The organism is Serratia sp. KH_031, from assembly GCF_057839655.1.
In genome coordinates, this window is sequence record NZ_CM174496.1 from 3824628 (window position 1) to 3839547 (window position 14920).

At 43.5% G+C, this 14920-nt stretch carries 11 protein-coding genes; 7 read left to right on the top strand and 4 right to left on the bottom strand.

What is annotated here, in order from left to right; genetic code table 11:
• Nucleotides 1-213: 213 nt before the first annotated feature.
• The 3 genes from AC3ISQ_RS17150 to AC3ISQ_RS17160 form a co-directional block, all read right to left on the bottom strand.
• Entirely contained in the window at nt 214-1041 is an 828-nt protein-coding gene (locus AC3ISQ_RS17150; RefSeq protein ID WP_489348438.1) for a DUF932 domain-containing protein, read from the bottom strand.
• Between the two features lie 49 nt (nt 1042-1090).
• Nucleotides 1091-1957, bottom strand: coding sequence for a GTPase family protein (locus AC3ISQ_RS17155; RefSeq protein ID WP_489348440.1), 867 nt, complete (start codon nt 1955-1957; stop codon nt 1091-1093).
• 109 nt (nt 1958-2066) lie between these two features.
• Nucleotides 2067-3101: a hypothetical protein gene (locus AC3ISQ_RS17160; protein WP_489348441.1), complete on the bottom strand. Its 1035-nt coding sequence runs from the start codon at nt 3099-3101 to the stop codon at nt 2067-2069.
• Between the two features lie 576 nt (nt 3102-3677).
• Between AC3ISQ_RS17160 and AC3ISQ_RS17165 the strand changes: the two genes are divergently transcribed.
• From AC3ISQ_RS17165 to AC3ISQ_RS17190, 6 genes are all read left to right on the top strand, one after another.
• On the top strand, nt 3678-4256 hold the full coding sequence (locus AC3ISQ_RS17165; RefSeq protein ID WP_489348443.1) for a YagK/YfjJ domain-containing protein: 579 nt from the start codon (nt 3678-3680) through the stop codon (nt 4254-4256).
• 148 nt (nt 4257-4404) lie between these two features.
• On the top strand, nt 4405-4611 hold the full coding sequence (locus tag AC3ISQ_RS17170; RefSeq protein WP_489348445.1) for a helix-turn-helix transcriptional regulator: 207 nt from the start codon (nt 4405-4407) through the stop codon (nt 4609-4611).
• Nucleotides 4612-5037: 426 nt separating this feature from the next.
• A complete protein-coding gene (locus AC3ISQ_RS17175) occupies nt 5038-7113 on the top strand; it encodes an McrB family protein (protein ID WP_489348447.1) in 2076 nt (691 codons plus the stop codon).
• On the top strand, nt 7106-8392 hold the full coding sequence (locus AC3ISQ_RS17180; RefSeq protein ID WP_489348448.1) for an McrC family protein: 1287 nt from the start codon (nt 7106-7108) through the stop codon (nt 8390-8392). The genes AC3ISQ_RS17175 and AC3ISQ_RS17180 overlap by 8 nt, the downstream gene beginning before the upstream one ends.
• A 427-nt stretch (nt 8393-8819) precedes the next feature.
• Nucleotides 8820-9227 (top strand): hypothetical protein, encoded by a 408-nt coding sequence (locus AC3ISQ_RS17185; protein WP_489348450.1) that lies wholly within the window; start codon nt 8820-8822, stop codon nt 9225-9227.
• Nucleotides 9228-10532 carry a DUF6575 domain-containing protein gene (locus tag AC3ISQ_RS17190; protein WP_489348452.1) on the top strand — a complete coding sequence of 435 codons (1305 nt, stop codon included), beginning with the start codon at nt 9228-9230 and terminating at the stop codon, nt 10530-10532.
• A gap of 44 nt (nt 10533-10576) precedes the next feature.
• Here AC3ISQ_RS17190 and AC3ISQ_RS17195 read toward each other — a convergent pair whose 3' ends face one another.
• Nucleotides 10577-11098: a hypothetical protein gene (locus AC3ISQ_RS17195; RefSeq protein ID WP_489348454.1), complete on the bottom strand. Its 522-nt coding sequence runs from the start codon at nt 11096-11098 to the stop codon at nt 10577-10579.
• A gap of 349 nt (nt 11099-11447) precedes the next feature.
• Between AC3ISQ_RS17195 and AC3ISQ_RS17200 the strand changes: the two genes are divergently transcribed.
• Entirely contained in the window at nt 11448-14876 is a 3429-nt protein-coding gene (locus AC3ISQ_RS17200; RefSeq protein ID WP_489348456.1) for a DEAD/DEAH box helicase family protein, read from the top strand.
• Nucleotides 14877-14920 lie beyond the last annotated feature (44 nt).

The following is a 14920-nucleotide window of genomic DNA, read 5'->3' on the forward strand; positions in this document are numbered from 1 at the left end:
TACGAGCTAACTGTCTGAAAGGAATATGATTCTAGAGAGGGGGTCTGACAGGGTGTGTCAACGGAGGGGACTATTTCTTAATACACGGAAATTCAGTGTTAACAGGGGTTGCAGCCAGCTGTGGTTAATTAATGCTCACTGACGAGCCTGAAAAATGACAGGGTGTGTCATTCTTTAACGTTGCCTTAACGTTTTTCAGTGCAAACTGTGAGTTCACGCAGCCTGAAACTGCGACAGCATTGTCTCTGCCATCACCCACAGCGCACGATTGAGCTTCACGTCACCATCAATGCCGCGCACCGCCCGTGTATGTGTGCGACTCCCTTTCGCATTACGCCCACTCAGACCCCCTTTGATCAGGTTTTCCTGAACGCGCTGATAGGTGGTCCACAGGTCATCACTGTAGTCTTCGTAGCGGCGGGGAGTCAGGACCTGCGCTTCGGTTACCGGCTGGCGGTCCTCGCCAAAGCGGTACGTGATAGCGGCTTTTGCGAGTGCCAGACGCGCAGGTGGTGGCAACATAAGCGACTGCATGGCATCGCGCTTTTCCTCTACACGGTCAAAAATCCCCAGTACTTCATACGCCCCTTCAATCACCTGACTCACCACATCGCCTTTGTGTGGTACCCGTACTTCGCCAAAGGTCTCACCGCAAATCAGCCCATTCTGGCAAACCTGACGAAACAACCCCGGCAGCATCTGATACGAACTGGTGCCATCGTGCGAGTTAAGCAGAATGATTTCTGGCACCTGCTTACCGGTGATTTGCCCGGCACGACGCAGGCGCAGCATATGCTTGGTGTGCTCGCGACGCTCCGGGTCACGTACACGGGTCTGGCAGGCAAAGAATGGCTGAAAGCCTTCGCTGCGGAGGCTGTCCAGCAGGGTAATAGTCGGGATATAGGTATAACGCGCACTTCGTGATTCATGTTTTTCCTGACTGAACACGCTGGGCACAAAGCGCATGAGCTCATCATCAGTCAGTGGGCGGTCACGACGAACGAGGTTCGCCGCACCAAAGCGGGAAGCTAAACGGGACATGTAATACCTCAGATATCTGGATTAACGACAGGAAGTAAAAGAAGGAAACTCAGAAGAAAAAATCCCATATGGCGCGGGCCACAGAGACTACGGTGTCACGCACGGCACGTATCACCGTACGCACCGGGGCGGGGATCAGGGGAACATTGCAGACCATATCCAGCGCGGCACCGACCGTTTCACCAAAATCACTGCGCGCTTTCTCCTTTACCTGCTCAGTACGAAAGGGGCACTGCAGTTGCGCCACCACCGGGCTGCTGGCTTCACGCGGCAGGCTGCGGACCATACGCTCTGCCATAACCCTGAGTCCCCACTTCGTGCGCACCGATACCGCACAGACCGGATGAACAGGTTGGAACAGCTCATGAAGGGCAACGATTTTACGGCTGATGCTGCGCTTCTGAGCAGTTGATAATCCGCCACCGAGGGTATCTGTTGGTTCAATCTTGTCAGCCTGACTGATAACGAACAGCACTCTGTGCCGGTACTGCTCACCAATAACCTGATGGTAAAACTGCTCATCAACAGCCAGTGCGCGGTCATCAGCTTTAATCAGCCACAGCACCAGGTCAAGCTTCGGTAACTGCTGGTGGTAGAGTGCCGCATACTCTGCATCTCTCACCTTGCTTTCACCAACGCCCGGTAAATCCACCAGTAACATGCTCCGCTCACCGACCTTCAGACGGAAGCGCAAGGGCTCACGGGTACCGGCTGTCACATCACTGACGGGTGAAACTTCGCCCTGAAACAGGGCATTGCAGAGGGATGATTTACCGGCACCAGTTTTGCCCATAATGCCGATGACCGGCTCATAGTTTGTTAGCTGACGTATCTGCTGCATGACCCGCTCTGAGGCCCATTGCGGTAATCTCGTAAGTGAGTTCTGCAGGGGCTGCAGGCCTTCCTGATTTTTCATGACATCTCCTGAAAGAAGAAAACAAAAACGGCGAACCATTTTTAGGTTCGCCGTTATAGTGGTACGTTCAGGAAGATGATATATGTCTAAAATTATTTGAGATTCGCTACTAATGTGACCACAAATTTTTGTTTTTAAAATGAGAGAGCTCTTCATCGACAAGTCTGGATATGATATCACTTATCCCCTCACCTGTTTCCTGCTGTATTTGATTAAGTTTTTTCAATGTTGCATTATCCAGCTTAGAAACTTTTTCCTTCTTCTGACCACTTCTGCTTCTTTCTCGCCAGTTTTTTTGTGCCCAGGCATTCTTCATTTCCTTCAGGAATTTTGATTTATAATCAACATTCTCGTGATGCAACTGAAAATTGACAACTTCCAAATCCTGAGTATTATTTTCCTGTTGAGCCTTCTTGCTCATTCTCTTTTGATTACGGGTTCTGATTGAAATCAGTTCGGTAAGATCTCGCTTTGGTAAAGTATAAAATGATGCTTCGATGAATTGCCAGCGTTGGTAGCTATTAATAGGGCTCATTGGAAAGTGAACGAGATTTTTAACCATATAATCCCATGCCCACTGAATATCCTCTTCACTTTTTTTATTTAGCCAGTCAAAGGGTTGTGGATATGCGTTGTACTCTTTCCTCCAAAACTGTTGCATCTCTGACAAGTATTTTATTTTATCTGATAATGGCAATTGAATTTCGTCAATATACTGCATAATGGCATCCACATAATCATCCCGGGTGACCATATCTATACAACAATTTTTTATAGTAGACTTTTCTGCAACACCTGAAATAGTGCATCCATTACTTATTATACTTGATATGTTTTTAGCTGGATAAAACATAATGTAATACCAGGAAAAACACGCAATACGATCGCTGTCATGCAACCATTGAAAATGCGTCTCTGGTAACAAGTCATTATTAACAACTGATGCCAACTCAGTCTCAGCTTCCTTTATCTTTTTTTTGTCTTTAAAGGAGCTAACTATAGCTCTCACCAATTTATAATAGTCACCCCTGGATACCAGTTGTCTCCTCTCACTATCCGAAACAGCCATGCTCCATTTATAAACGATATGATCGAGGCATTTTTTATACTCTCTTATTTGTCTGTAGTTTTTAATCACATCCATATCTCAGCCCTCTCTAAGACACACATCAATCCCAAACGCACCCTCAAACTTTACCCTTTTTGCTTGTGGTTAAAATCAAAGGATACTACAAACCATGATAATTAAATAATTAATACATAAAATCAAGAAATTATCCAATCTAAAAACAGTGATTTTAAAGTAACCAAATAGTAATATTTTAGTAATTCATACTTTCTTAAATTTCGTGAAACCACAGTGTTTACACTCCTGAAACCAGAAATTACAGGGATAGGTGCTTTTGCGGCAAGGGTTGAAAGATTTTTTACATATGGTCACTATAGTATGCACGATATCAACTAAGGATAGTGCTTGAGTGTGACTGTGCGCTCTTGATCCATTTAGTCCATGTATTGAATCAGGTAACTAAAGCATGTCCACCTCTCAGGGCAAATTTCCATCACTAATATATGACTTTGGAAAAATGCCCATAAAAGAAAGGACAATAATTAAGGTTAATTAGTTTAATTAATACTATCTCAACACTCCAGTTATCAACTTCCATACAAAAAATACAACACATCCCCTTCCTTTGAACCCAAACTCAGAGGAAATAACATGGACTACAATTACCCCCATAACGAAAAATATACTATGGACTGGTTTCTGCTCAATCTCATTAACAACCATCTTAACGATGTTATTAATCGATACTCGAAAGCTATAGGTATCAGAGTAGATTTCTCATACGACAGTAAATTCACTGACAAAAATGATAGTAGCCATCACGAACTTGAGACAGATCTGCGCAAACTATTTAGCCGTGTTGAAGAGGAGAATGGTGTCATCGGCTTTTTCTGGGTAATAGAAAAGAACCAGAACAGTAATTTCCATGCTCATGCTGTTGTATACCTTGATGGGCAGAAACTGCGTAAACCATTTCCGACTGCAGTACGTATTGGTGAACTATGGAAAGAAGTTACTGAAGGCAAGGGGAAACACCATCGTTGCGAACGTAAAAGCAATTACAAAGAGAATATTAATAAGCTTATCGAATACAGCAATCCAGACGATATTAATGGGTTAAGGTATATCATAAGTTATTTAGCGAAGGAAGAGCAGAAAAATGGAACCCAAATTTATTGTGGCAGTGAAGTACCACCACCAAGTGGATTAGGAAGACCGAGAAGTAAATAGTTTTTAAAGTAAGTGAGGGGCTTCTTATTGAAGCCCTTGTGATTCACATAATCTTTTTTACATCAGAACCCATTGATGTGGAGGAGCTGGCGGTGATGGAAAATTGACTACCAGCTCCGATTATTTCCACTAATCGGAACACATCAAAATGAACATGAAACCATCCCTGCTTGAAGATCAATTTATTGATATGCACTTCATCACATCTCTTACAGGACTAACTAATAAATGGTTCTATAAACTTATACAGGATGGCGAGTTTCCAAAACCTATTAAATTTGGTAGAGCATCACGCTGGTTAAGAAGTGATTTGGAAGAATGGCTACAATATCGAATTAACGTTTCCCGTAAATAATAACTCCATAAGACCTGCTTTCGATATCCCCAAATTGTTCTTTCTAGGGGAACGTCATGTCATAAATGTCCAATGCGAACTACGTCCCGAACAATCACCATAATGGTGTTCCAGCCTTACTGTTTGCGACATGCGTATCGCAAACACAGGTACTCCTGGTTGCGTTTATCCAGAGGTAAAGTAACGTATACAATTACTTAAAGTTTAGTGGCTATTAAGGGAACCGCTGGGCCGTCTACTCATAAGTAGCTGCTATAGCCAGCAAGGCCCAGTTTATGTGCAGGAAACTCAGGCATTTGAAAATGCTGCCTTGTAGCATACATCTGGATCAAGACATATGACTGCAACTTGACGCAAGATAAGACTAAGTTAGGACGCATCCCCCTGGATAAAAATAAGCAATACCAGAGCAGAGGAAACATCACGATGGATCTTATGGATAGTGTCGAAGCAGGCAAGCTTACGCTCAGTGAATTGATTGATACCCTGGCGAAAGATAAAAATTACGCAGCTTCAAAGTGGGATCAGCGATACCGCGAATTTACGACTTTGCTACAGCAAACCTCAACTTTTACTGAGCCTGAAACGGATGGTTTGGTCAAACGGCTTTGGTATGAACGTGGTAACGGCATTGCCAGTATTCGCCAGGGTGTTCCATCTTTAGCGGAATATCAGCAAAGCCTGCCACTGCTCAGAGAATTAACCGAGCGTATTCGTCAGCAGCCGGATGAAGCAACCTACCAATATGTTGGCGATGCTCTAAAGCAGGCCAAAGAAACCGGACTTCTGAAACGTATGTATTGGAGTTTGAGAAATCGTGTCTTTGCCGCGTTTTCGCCAGAAACCTGCACCAGTACAGTGGATGAGAATGCGTTTACTAAAGCGGCAGATTTTCTGAATAAGAAATTCCACCTCGGTTTGGCACTGAACGGTAATTGGTTGCAGAAAAACAATCAATTGAAGCAAGCCATACACGCCCAATCTCCCAATGCAGATCCTTATTACGTGAATATGGCTATTTGGCATCTCTATGAATTATTACGCGAACGCGATAACGAACAGAGACAGGAGAAAACCTCCAGCAATATATCCATATCCAACACTGAGTTTGCGGATATTAAACCCCGTGCGCATTCCCCAACTAACGTGATCTACTTTGGTCCACCTGGTACTGGCAAGACTTTCACGTTGCAGCAAAAGATGAAAGAGTACACCTCTCATGCTGTACCCGCCGATCGTGATGCCTGGCTGGATTCTCGCCTTGAATCGTTGAACTGGATGCAAGTCATAACCTTGGTACTGCTCGATCTTGGTAAACGAGCAAAAGTTCGCCAAATTATTGAGCATACGTGGTTTCAACGTAAGGCATTATTAAATGGTCGTAATGGCAATTTATCGAATACTGCCTGGGCTGCTTTGCAATCCTATACTGTTCCCGAGTCGTTAACCGTTGATTATAAGAATCGTCGTGAACCTGCCGTATTTAACAAAACAGATAATAGCGAATGGTTGCTAGTTGATTCGCAGCTCGAGCAAGTGGAGGATTTGGTAGAGCTCTACGCCGAACTTAAACGCGGCCCTAAATCTGCCGAAGCCATCCAGCGTTTTGCAGTGGTTACGTTCCACCAATCTTACGGCTATGAAGAATTTATTGAAGGTATCCGCGCTCGCTCAGACGAAAGTGGCAATATCTCTTACCCTATTGAGCCGGGTATCTTTATGCGCCTGTGTCAGCGTGCCAATGCCGATCCAGCACATCGCTACGCCATTTTCATTGATGAGATCAATCGCGGCAACATCTCCAAGATCTTTGGCGAGCTGATTTCGCTCATTGAAGTAGACAAGCGTGCGGGTATGTCCAATGCAATGAGCCTGCAACTGTCTTATAGCGGTGATCACTTCAGTGTACCTGGCAATGTCGACATCATCGGAGCCATGAACACTGCGGATCGTTCTTTAGCTCTGATGGACACTGCTTTGCGACGTCGCTTTGACTTTGTCGAGATGATGCCTGATCTCTCTTTGCTGAGTGGAAGTAAGGTGAAAGGCATAGAACTCGAGTCGTTGTTAGAGAAACTCAACAGCCGCATCGAAGCACTTTACGATCGTGAACATACGTTAGGACATGCATTCTTTATGCCGGTAAAAAATGCACTCGATGTCGGTGATGAAGAAGCTGCGTTTAAACAATTGAAGATCGCATTCCAGAAAAAGATCATTCCGCTGTTGCAGGAATACTTTTTCGATGACTGGAACAAAATCAGACTGGTGCTGGCAGACAACCAAAAGCAAGACGACAGCCTGCAATTCGTGATTGAGAAAACCGACGATCTAGATACGCTTTTTGGTAACAACCATGATTTACGACGCCATGATCAGCAATCGACAACTTACGAGCTCGCAGCATTCGATCAAGAGATCTGGAACAGGCCACAGGCTTACCGTGCTATTTACCAACCCCAACAGACCACTCTTGATGAGCAGGCTGTAAACCATGGGTGAAGTGATCTCTGTTTTTGAATATGATTTGTTAGGAAGTAAAGGTTCAGCCCCAGCTGGAGCAAAGCACTTAAATCCAGAAGTCTTTGCCTACTTGGAGGAACTTAGCCTAACAAGCATTCAAGGAAGCCAGTTTCTCAAACTCACCTCACGCTCAGGTTTCAAATTGCTTCAGGTGCAAAACTACGCGGGGATACTTTCTACACCTCATGGTTTCCAACTTGAGATACTACCCAAGATTGGTAAAAACCTCACTGCTGCGAGTGCAAGAGAAACATTCATCACGATGCTAAGCCACCTGCCAGGGTTTCGACATATACAAACCCAGCAGGCAACTCTCCAGGCTCAGCGCATGCCTTTGCTCGAGATTTTTATCAGCCAGTTTTTGCATAGCGTCAGTCAATTGCTTAAACAAGGTTTACGCTCCGACTATGAGAGCGAGCAAGGTAATCTGTCTTTTATGAAGGGCAAACTGATGCTTTCCGCGCAATTGCGGCATAACGTGGTGAATCGTCATAAGTTTTGTGTCGATTATGATGACTACATGCCGGATTGTTCAGCCAATCGGCTCTTACATTCAGCGCTGGATAAGCTACTTAGCCTGAAGCTTTCATCTGAGAATCAACGCTGGCTTTACGAACTGCGCTTTGCTTTTGACGGTATTCCACTGAGTCGGGATATTGAAAGCGATATAAACAGCCTACGCATTGAGCGTGGTATGGCTCATTACAGCGAGCCAATGGCCTGGGCGCAGTTGATCCTGGCAGGAATGAGCCCGAGTGCCTTGCAGGGAAATACTAAAGCGATATCGCTCTTGTTCCCTATGGAAGCGGTATTTGAATCCTTTGTTACACAAACTCTCCCTGACGAACTCCCTCCCCATCTTAAAGTTAAACCACAGGCTGCCACTTATTTCCTTGTGAAGCATGGACTTAACGAATGCTTTAAACTTCGCCCAGATTTGTTGATTCAATCGCGGCAACCGATTAAAACCAAAATGGTGATGGATACAAAATGGAAGCTGGTGAATGGCAGCCAGCAAAAAAAACCATTGTATGGACTGGCACAATCCGACTTCTATCAAATGTTTGCCTACGGCCAAAAATACCTTGGTGGAAAAGGCGAGATGTATCTGATTTACCCTGCGCATGATGACTTTAGCCAACCGATACAGCAGCATTTTGCTTTTTCAGAGAACTTAAAATTATGGGTTGTGCCATACCAGATAACAGCAAAGCGCGGGGAGAGGATGATGTGGGCGGGTGATGCATCCAGTGTTTAAAGACATGCCTGAAACATACTGCGAGAATTTTTCTTCTCGAAAATCAAGAGCCCACTACCGATGCGGTGCCATGCTGTTGGTGTAACCTATGCAAATTTTTGGTTTCACTTTAATGGACTTTCCACGAACGATGTTCTTGGGAAAATACGAAGCTCAAGTTACTGTTGCATCACCGAGGCCAATCCTAGTGTTACACACAGTTTGCGATCTCATTCGAATTACAATTTTTGTAATCAAATTATTGTTTCTATCGCTACGACATATGCTAAAAAAGTTTTTGCAACTAGCAAATGCGACTAGAATGGGAATTCTCTGGATCAAAAGAGATGCAACTGCAACACTCATCTGATTCAATGTCATTTTAAGATAATGCAGGCCCAACACTAACGACTGGACCTGATGTTGAACATGTTTAAGAAAACACGAGATGAAAGACGAAAATAAGGATAGTTGGCCCGATTTCTTTCCTCCTGAACTGGAGCTACCTCCTGAAGATGCGATGGATGCTGAAGGAACTGTGTACCGGTTTGTAAAATCGATACCACCTACAGAAACCTGTTTCTTGGCAACGCATCAGGAACAACCTCACAGACATGAACGATGTGAGACGCTTGAAAAAAAACAAGCGGTATACGGAACTAGTGTATGGTCCAGCAAAGAATTATTACTGGAGGCGATAGCGTTCCTGCCACAAGGACTAGGGCAGCGCAAACTAGCATGTGGGACAGTGAGTTCCAGCATGGGGAAAATGCGAAAAACGCTTGAGGCTGGTCATTTAACTCTATGGCTCAAAAAAAACAGTAACATCCATCTGAATTTCAGCGAGGTGAAATAAATGGATATTTTCGCCCGTCACCCTTCTTTTGGTAAGCTTAGGATTATAAATGTTTACCTAGAATTTGATGGACCTAAAGTTTTCTATGCAGAAAATGAAACTGGTTCAACTTTTTTTGTTTACTGGATTGGTGATGATGCCACTTTTGATAATTGGTATGTAATTCCGTGTTCAAAAGCAAGGATCATTGCTTTTGAAAAAGAAAAAATCAGTTTACGTAGCATCCTTGAGCATCAAGAACAGGAATATTTTTACGATATTAAACTACCTTTTTCTGCTGATGATGAAATGGAAATTCATTTTAAGCACAAAAACAAAATAGCTGAAATCAGCCTTCCAAAGCCTGAAATTTATGTCAAACGAGTTGTGATATATGCGCCCAGCTTGCTTGAAAATAACCTCATACCGACACATGAGATTATCGTATCTAAAACAAATAAAAAATCAAAGAAAAACATCACATTAGAGGGAATGAGCCAAGTATGTGATCGGTTCAGCGAATTAGTACTTGGCTTCAATAAATCTCGAGGTGTGAAGGGAAATCTGCAAGCTTTAAATGCACGGTATGGCTCTTTTGCCATTTCACTGCATGCAGAAGAATTGACAAAATTTGAGAGTTTTTTGAACCAAGTATCAACACTTATGGTTCATAAGAAGGATATAATCCCTCTACTCACTCAAAGTGATATTGATATAAAAGTATTCCTCAACTTTCTGAAATCGATTGAGTTATCTAGTATTGATTTTGAATTACGTTCATCCGCTGATACAAGCAACACTATAAAAATATTCAAAATAGATGCTGAAATTTATTTATCACGACTTAAGCATCGTGCATTAACATATATTTCATCAATCAAAGTGCCGCAAGGAAATGATATAGACAAAGTTTTCTTGTATATTGAACTTAAATGGAATAACGAACCTATCACGGCAGAAACCTTAAAAGTTAATGCGCGACTTGTTGATTATTATAAGCATTCAGCACTTATTCTAGGATTACTTGAGTTCAATGGTGAGTTAACACCGCAGGGACAACGAGTTGCCCTCTCCGATATACCAACAAAATACAGGATTGCAGCAAATGCTTTTGAAGCAAGTGAGTGCGCTTGGGCATGGATGAATCATTGCGAAATTACTAGCCTTGCTGATATCGATCCGGGGACTGCAGAAGATTTTTTAACTAAGTGCTGCCCTTCGCTTACAGGAGATACTATCCCACGAAGAGCTAATACATTAGTGTCCTGGTGCAGGCAGTTAAAGGATCATTATGTTCATGGGAATGTTTCTCCCAAAGAAAATTAATGTATCTAATTAGCACTATCGAAATAAAGAGAGCTTAGCTCTCTTTATTCGTCTGATACGTGTTTTGATAGTTTCTGCAATTTCATAACGAACACATCCCAGTTATAAGAGCAGATTGCGCCAAGCGATAAATAACCAATTTTCACACTAGTTTGCCCTGCATTAATACTCGCCCCACCGTTTAAAACCATTAGTCCACTGTATAATAGGCAAAAAATTAGTATACCTATTACAATAGATAGCATCGGTGCCATCAAATATCCCCACAGGTGGTCAATATCCAATGTTTTCGTTACAGCAGAATATCTATGTAAAGAGGTTATACCTAATGTAGCCCCACCAAATAAAGCACCGATTATAGTAAAGATCGTGAGCTTTATTTCCTCATTAGCAACAAGACTGCCCGATGGATGAATTAAATTATTCAAAAATTCATAATCACCAGCCCATGACAAAAAGAGGTATTTTATTGCAAACAGTGTGTAGGTCATGATGTAAACAAATATAACAAACGATAAAAGAAGGCGCCATCCGCTAAATCCAATTTCTGCTGGTTCGTTATTCACGTTAATATTCCTTTATGATACAATCTGTTACGGTGTCGAATGCATAATAACCCGTTTAGTCTTTGTTGTCTCGAGCCGTCATGGACGCCAGCAGTATACACAACTGCCATCTGTCGCAATTACCTTGGTACGTTCCTTCCCCCAAAATATCGCATAGAGGATAATACTTTCACAGTTGCCCTACTTCCCCCCTAAATCCTCAACATATGCATTTAGGTGAATCTAACTATCTGAACTATAAGCACAGATTTACTGCTAAACCTTTTCTGCAGCTCACACTAATCACCTACAAACCTGTGATAAAATCAACTGATATCTAGTTGTATCCATTGCATAAGGCAACGATTTAATGGAGCAGTCTCGCAATTTTGAAATGCTACGCAGTAAGTGGCCTGATTTAGCAAGCCTTGCGACCACAGCAGAACAGTACGTCCATTCCGATCCAGAAAGTTGCTTAGTTAAGCTACGTAACTATGACGAGCAGATTGTCCGTTGGATCTACCGACAGGAACGTCTACCTGAAGGTTTCAAAGCTAGCTTGTATGATCTGATGAATGCTTCTGTATTTACCAGCATCATGCCTGAAGCAATTGTGATGAAAATGGACGCTCTGCGCATTCATGGTAATCGTGCAGCCCATGGAAGCACCATTAAAGCTCAGGATGCATACTGGTTATTAAAAGAAGCATTTCTGTTAGGACTATGGCTTTACGTTCGTTACGCTCAGGGGAATGTTGATGACTGCCAACCTTTTGCTCTACCACCATTGTCTGATGCACTAAATACTTCAGTTAATCTTACAGAACAGCAAAAACGTTTAGATACGGCGATCAAAGATCTTGATAGTGCTCGCGAGCGGGAAATTGCGCTTCAGCGTGCATTGCAAAAAGAGCAGGAAAAAACAGAAGTACTTGAACAACGCCTGCATGAAGTAAAAGATCGTAACCAGCAAGTTGCTGACATTCTATCACTGGATGAAGCTGAAACTCGCCGCCATCTGATTGACTCGCGCCTCATTGCTGCTGGCTGGGATGTAGCTCCTCACGCTGCCAATACTGAACAGGTGTCTCAGGAGCATCCTGTTAAAGAACAACCAACGACATCCGGAAACGGATTTGCAGATTATGTACTGTGGGATGATAGCCACAAACCGATTGCCGTAGTTGAAGCCAAAAAAACTAAAGTCAGTCCAGATAAAGGTCGTACACAAGCCAGACTATATGCTAATTGGCTAGAGAAAGAATACGGGCAACGTCCTGTTATTTTTTATACCAATGGCTACGATATTTATCTGTGGGATGACCATAAAACACAGGGCTACCCACCACGTAAAGTATTCGGTTTCTACAGTAAAGAAAGCCTGCAATATCTGATTCAACAACGCGAGACCCGCCTACCACTGAATGAGGTTCCCCACGCCAGAGACAGCAAAGGTGAGCTAGTCGCTGGCCGCTTGTATCAACAAGAGACCCTGGCGAGGGTGAGTGAACGTTTTACCCAGAAATATCGTCAGTCGCTCATTGTACAGGCTACTGGCACGGGGAAAACTCGAGTTGCCATCGCTTTGAGTAAACTGATGATTGATGCCCGCTGGGTAAAGCGCGTGTTATTCCTTTGCGACCGAAAAGAGCTGCGTAAGCAGGCAGGTAACGCGTTTAAACAATATATCAGCGACCCTATGTATGTGGTTGGCGTATCCCCAAAGAAAGATATGCTCAATGCCCGTGTCTACATCGCGACCTATCCGGGGATGATGAACATCATGGATCGTTTTGATGTTGGTTACTTCGATCTCATTATCGCTGATGAATCACATCGTTCCATCTATAACGTATACGGAGATTTGTTTAAATACTTTGATGCGTTACAGGTAGGCCTGACAGCAACCCCTATTGATATGGTCAGTAAAACCACCTTTGGGTTGTTTGGCTGCGAAGGACGCATTCCTACGGCAAACTACAGTCTCGAAGATGCAATAGCAGACAACAATCTGGTGCCCTATGAAGTGGTCACCCACACGACACAGTTTTTACGTGAGGGAATCAGGCGGGATAATTTAAGCAATGCTCAGATACGTGAACTAGAAGAACAGAATATAGATCCCAATACACTGGAATTTGATAGCAAAGCCATCGACGATCGGATCTATAACCGAGACACTAACAGGCTGATTTTACGTAATCTGATGGAAAATGGCCTGAAAGATAAAGACGGGCAGCTTCCTGGCAAATCGATCATTTTCGCTAGGGGGCACAACCACGCCATCTTGTTGAGAGATCTGTTTGATGAGATGTATCCGCAGTTTGCTGGTCGATTTTGCCAGGTTATTGATAATCAGGAAGTCAGAGCGGAGCAACTGATCGAGGATTTCAAAGGGTTGGATGAAAGTACCAACAAAGAGCTTATCATCGCTATTTCGGTTGATATGTTAGATACCGGTATTGATGTACCGGAAATCGTCAATCTAGTTTTCGCAAAACCGGTTAAATCAAAAGTGAAGTTCTGGCAGATGATTGGCCGTGGGACACGTCTCGCTAAAGGTCTATACGGTGTTGATGAGAATGGAAAATCACTGGATAAAGAGAAATTCCGCATATTTGATCACTGGGGCAATTTCGAGTATCACGAACTTAATACCGAAGAAGCCGAGGTTACAGCCAGCAAGCCCCTAGCACAGCAACGTTTTGAGGCATGGATTGAGCTAGGCCGGGCGGCATTACGAAAGTTTGATAAACAAGCAGTTAATCGCGTTGCGGCACAGCTATTGGTACAAATTAATGCTCTGGATGATAACTCCATATCAGTGCAAGAAAGATGGCAGCAAAAAGCACAATGCAGCGATGAAAAGCTTTTGCAGCAATTTGCCCCACAGACCCAACAGATATTACTGGATTTTATTGCACCACTGATGCAATGGGTTGATGTACGCGGCCAAAGTGACGCCATGCGTTTCGATATGGACATGCTAACTGCACAAACTGCCCGCTACACCAACGTAGAAGAGCTGGATGTGCTATGGCCTACCGTAGTTGAAAAGCTAGAAAGGCTCCCCCCTCATTTAGTGCAGGTACAGCAACAAGGGGCTCGCATAAACAATTTGCGAGAACTTTCCTGGTGGAAACAAGCTAGTTTTGATGATTTCGAAGATATGCGTATTCATTTGCGTGGCATCATGCATCTGATGGAAAAAGAAGTCATACCACCAGTTGGAACGCTTACGGTAGATATTACTGAGGATGTAACTCAGATAGAAACCGCCATCACGAAAACACAAGTTCGAACTGTAGATTTCAGACTTTGGCGTCAACAGGTTCAGGGGGCACTGGAACCATTATTCCAACAAAACCCCGTACTCAAGAAAATCAGACATGGTGAACCAGTCACACCTGAAGAACTGGACGAATTGGCAAAACTGGTGCTGATCCAAAATCCTAATGTCGATATTCGCGATCTGAAAAGCTTCTTTCCACAGACAACTGCCAGTCTGGATAATCTTTTACGCACTATTATCGGTATGGATGGGCAAGCTGTTGCAGAACGCTTCGCTATGTTTGCATCTGAAAATCACCTGAACAGCCAGCAGATTCGTTTCCTAGAGATGCTCAAAAACCATATCCGTGATTACGGTACTATTGAGATGAAACAACTCTTCGAGCAGCCGTTTACTCAGATACACGGTGAGGGTGTCACTGGTATCTTCCCGGATATGCAGCAGATTGTGACATTGCAAAAAATCGTAGAAGAGTTGGGTGTTGTCATTCCGTCCCCGGCGCTATAATGCTCCAATTCAAGCCTCGGACGCGTTCCGGGGCTTTCTCTTTT

What these genes read in the sequence shown, in the direction of transcription:
- AC3ISQ_RS17150 (WP_489348438.1), bottom strand. Translation starts at nt 1,041, where the DNA reads ATGTCCCGTTTAGCTTCCCGCTTTGGTGCGGCGAACCTCGTTCGTCGT.
- AC3ISQ_RS17155 (WP_489348440.1), bottom strand. Translation starts at nt 1,957, where the DNA reads ATGAAAAATCAGGAAGGCCTGCAGCCCCTGCAGAACTCACTTACGAGA.
- AC3ISQ_RS17160 (WP_489348441.1), bottom strand. Translation starts at nt 3,101, where the DNA reads ATGGATGTGATTAAAAACTACAGACAAATAAGAGAGTATAAAAAATGC.
- AC3ISQ_RS17165 (WP_489348443.1), top strand. Translation starts at nt 3,678, where the DNA reads ATGGACTACAATTACCCCCATAACGAAAAATATACTATGGACTGGTTT.
- AC3ISQ_RS17170 (WP_489348445.1), top strand. Translation starts at nt 4,405, where the DNA reads ATGAACATGAAACCATCCCTGCTTGAAGATCAATTTATTGATATGCAC.
- AC3ISQ_RS17175 (WP_489348447.1), top strand. Translation starts at nt 5,038, where the DNA reads ATGGATCTTATGGATAGTGTCGAAGCAGGCAAGCTTACGCTCAGTGAA.
- AC3ISQ_RS17180 (WP_489348448.1), top strand. Translation starts at nt 7,106, where the DNA reads ATGGGTGAAGTGATCTCTGTTTTTGAATATGATTTGTTAGGAAGTAAA.
- AC3ISQ_RS17185 (WP_489348450.1), top strand. Translation starts at nt 8,820, where the DNA reads ATGAAAGACGAAAATAAGGATAGTTGGCCCGATTTCTTTCCTCCTGAA.
- AC3ISQ_RS17190 (WP_489348452.1), top strand. Translation starts at nt 9,228, where the DNA reads ATGGATATTTTCGCCCGTCACCCTTCTTTTGGTAAGCTTAGGATTATA.
- AC3ISQ_RS17200 (WP_489348456.1), top strand. Translation starts at nt 11,448, where the DNA reads ATGGAGCAGTCTCGCAATTTTGAAATGCTACGCAGTAAGTGGCCTGAT.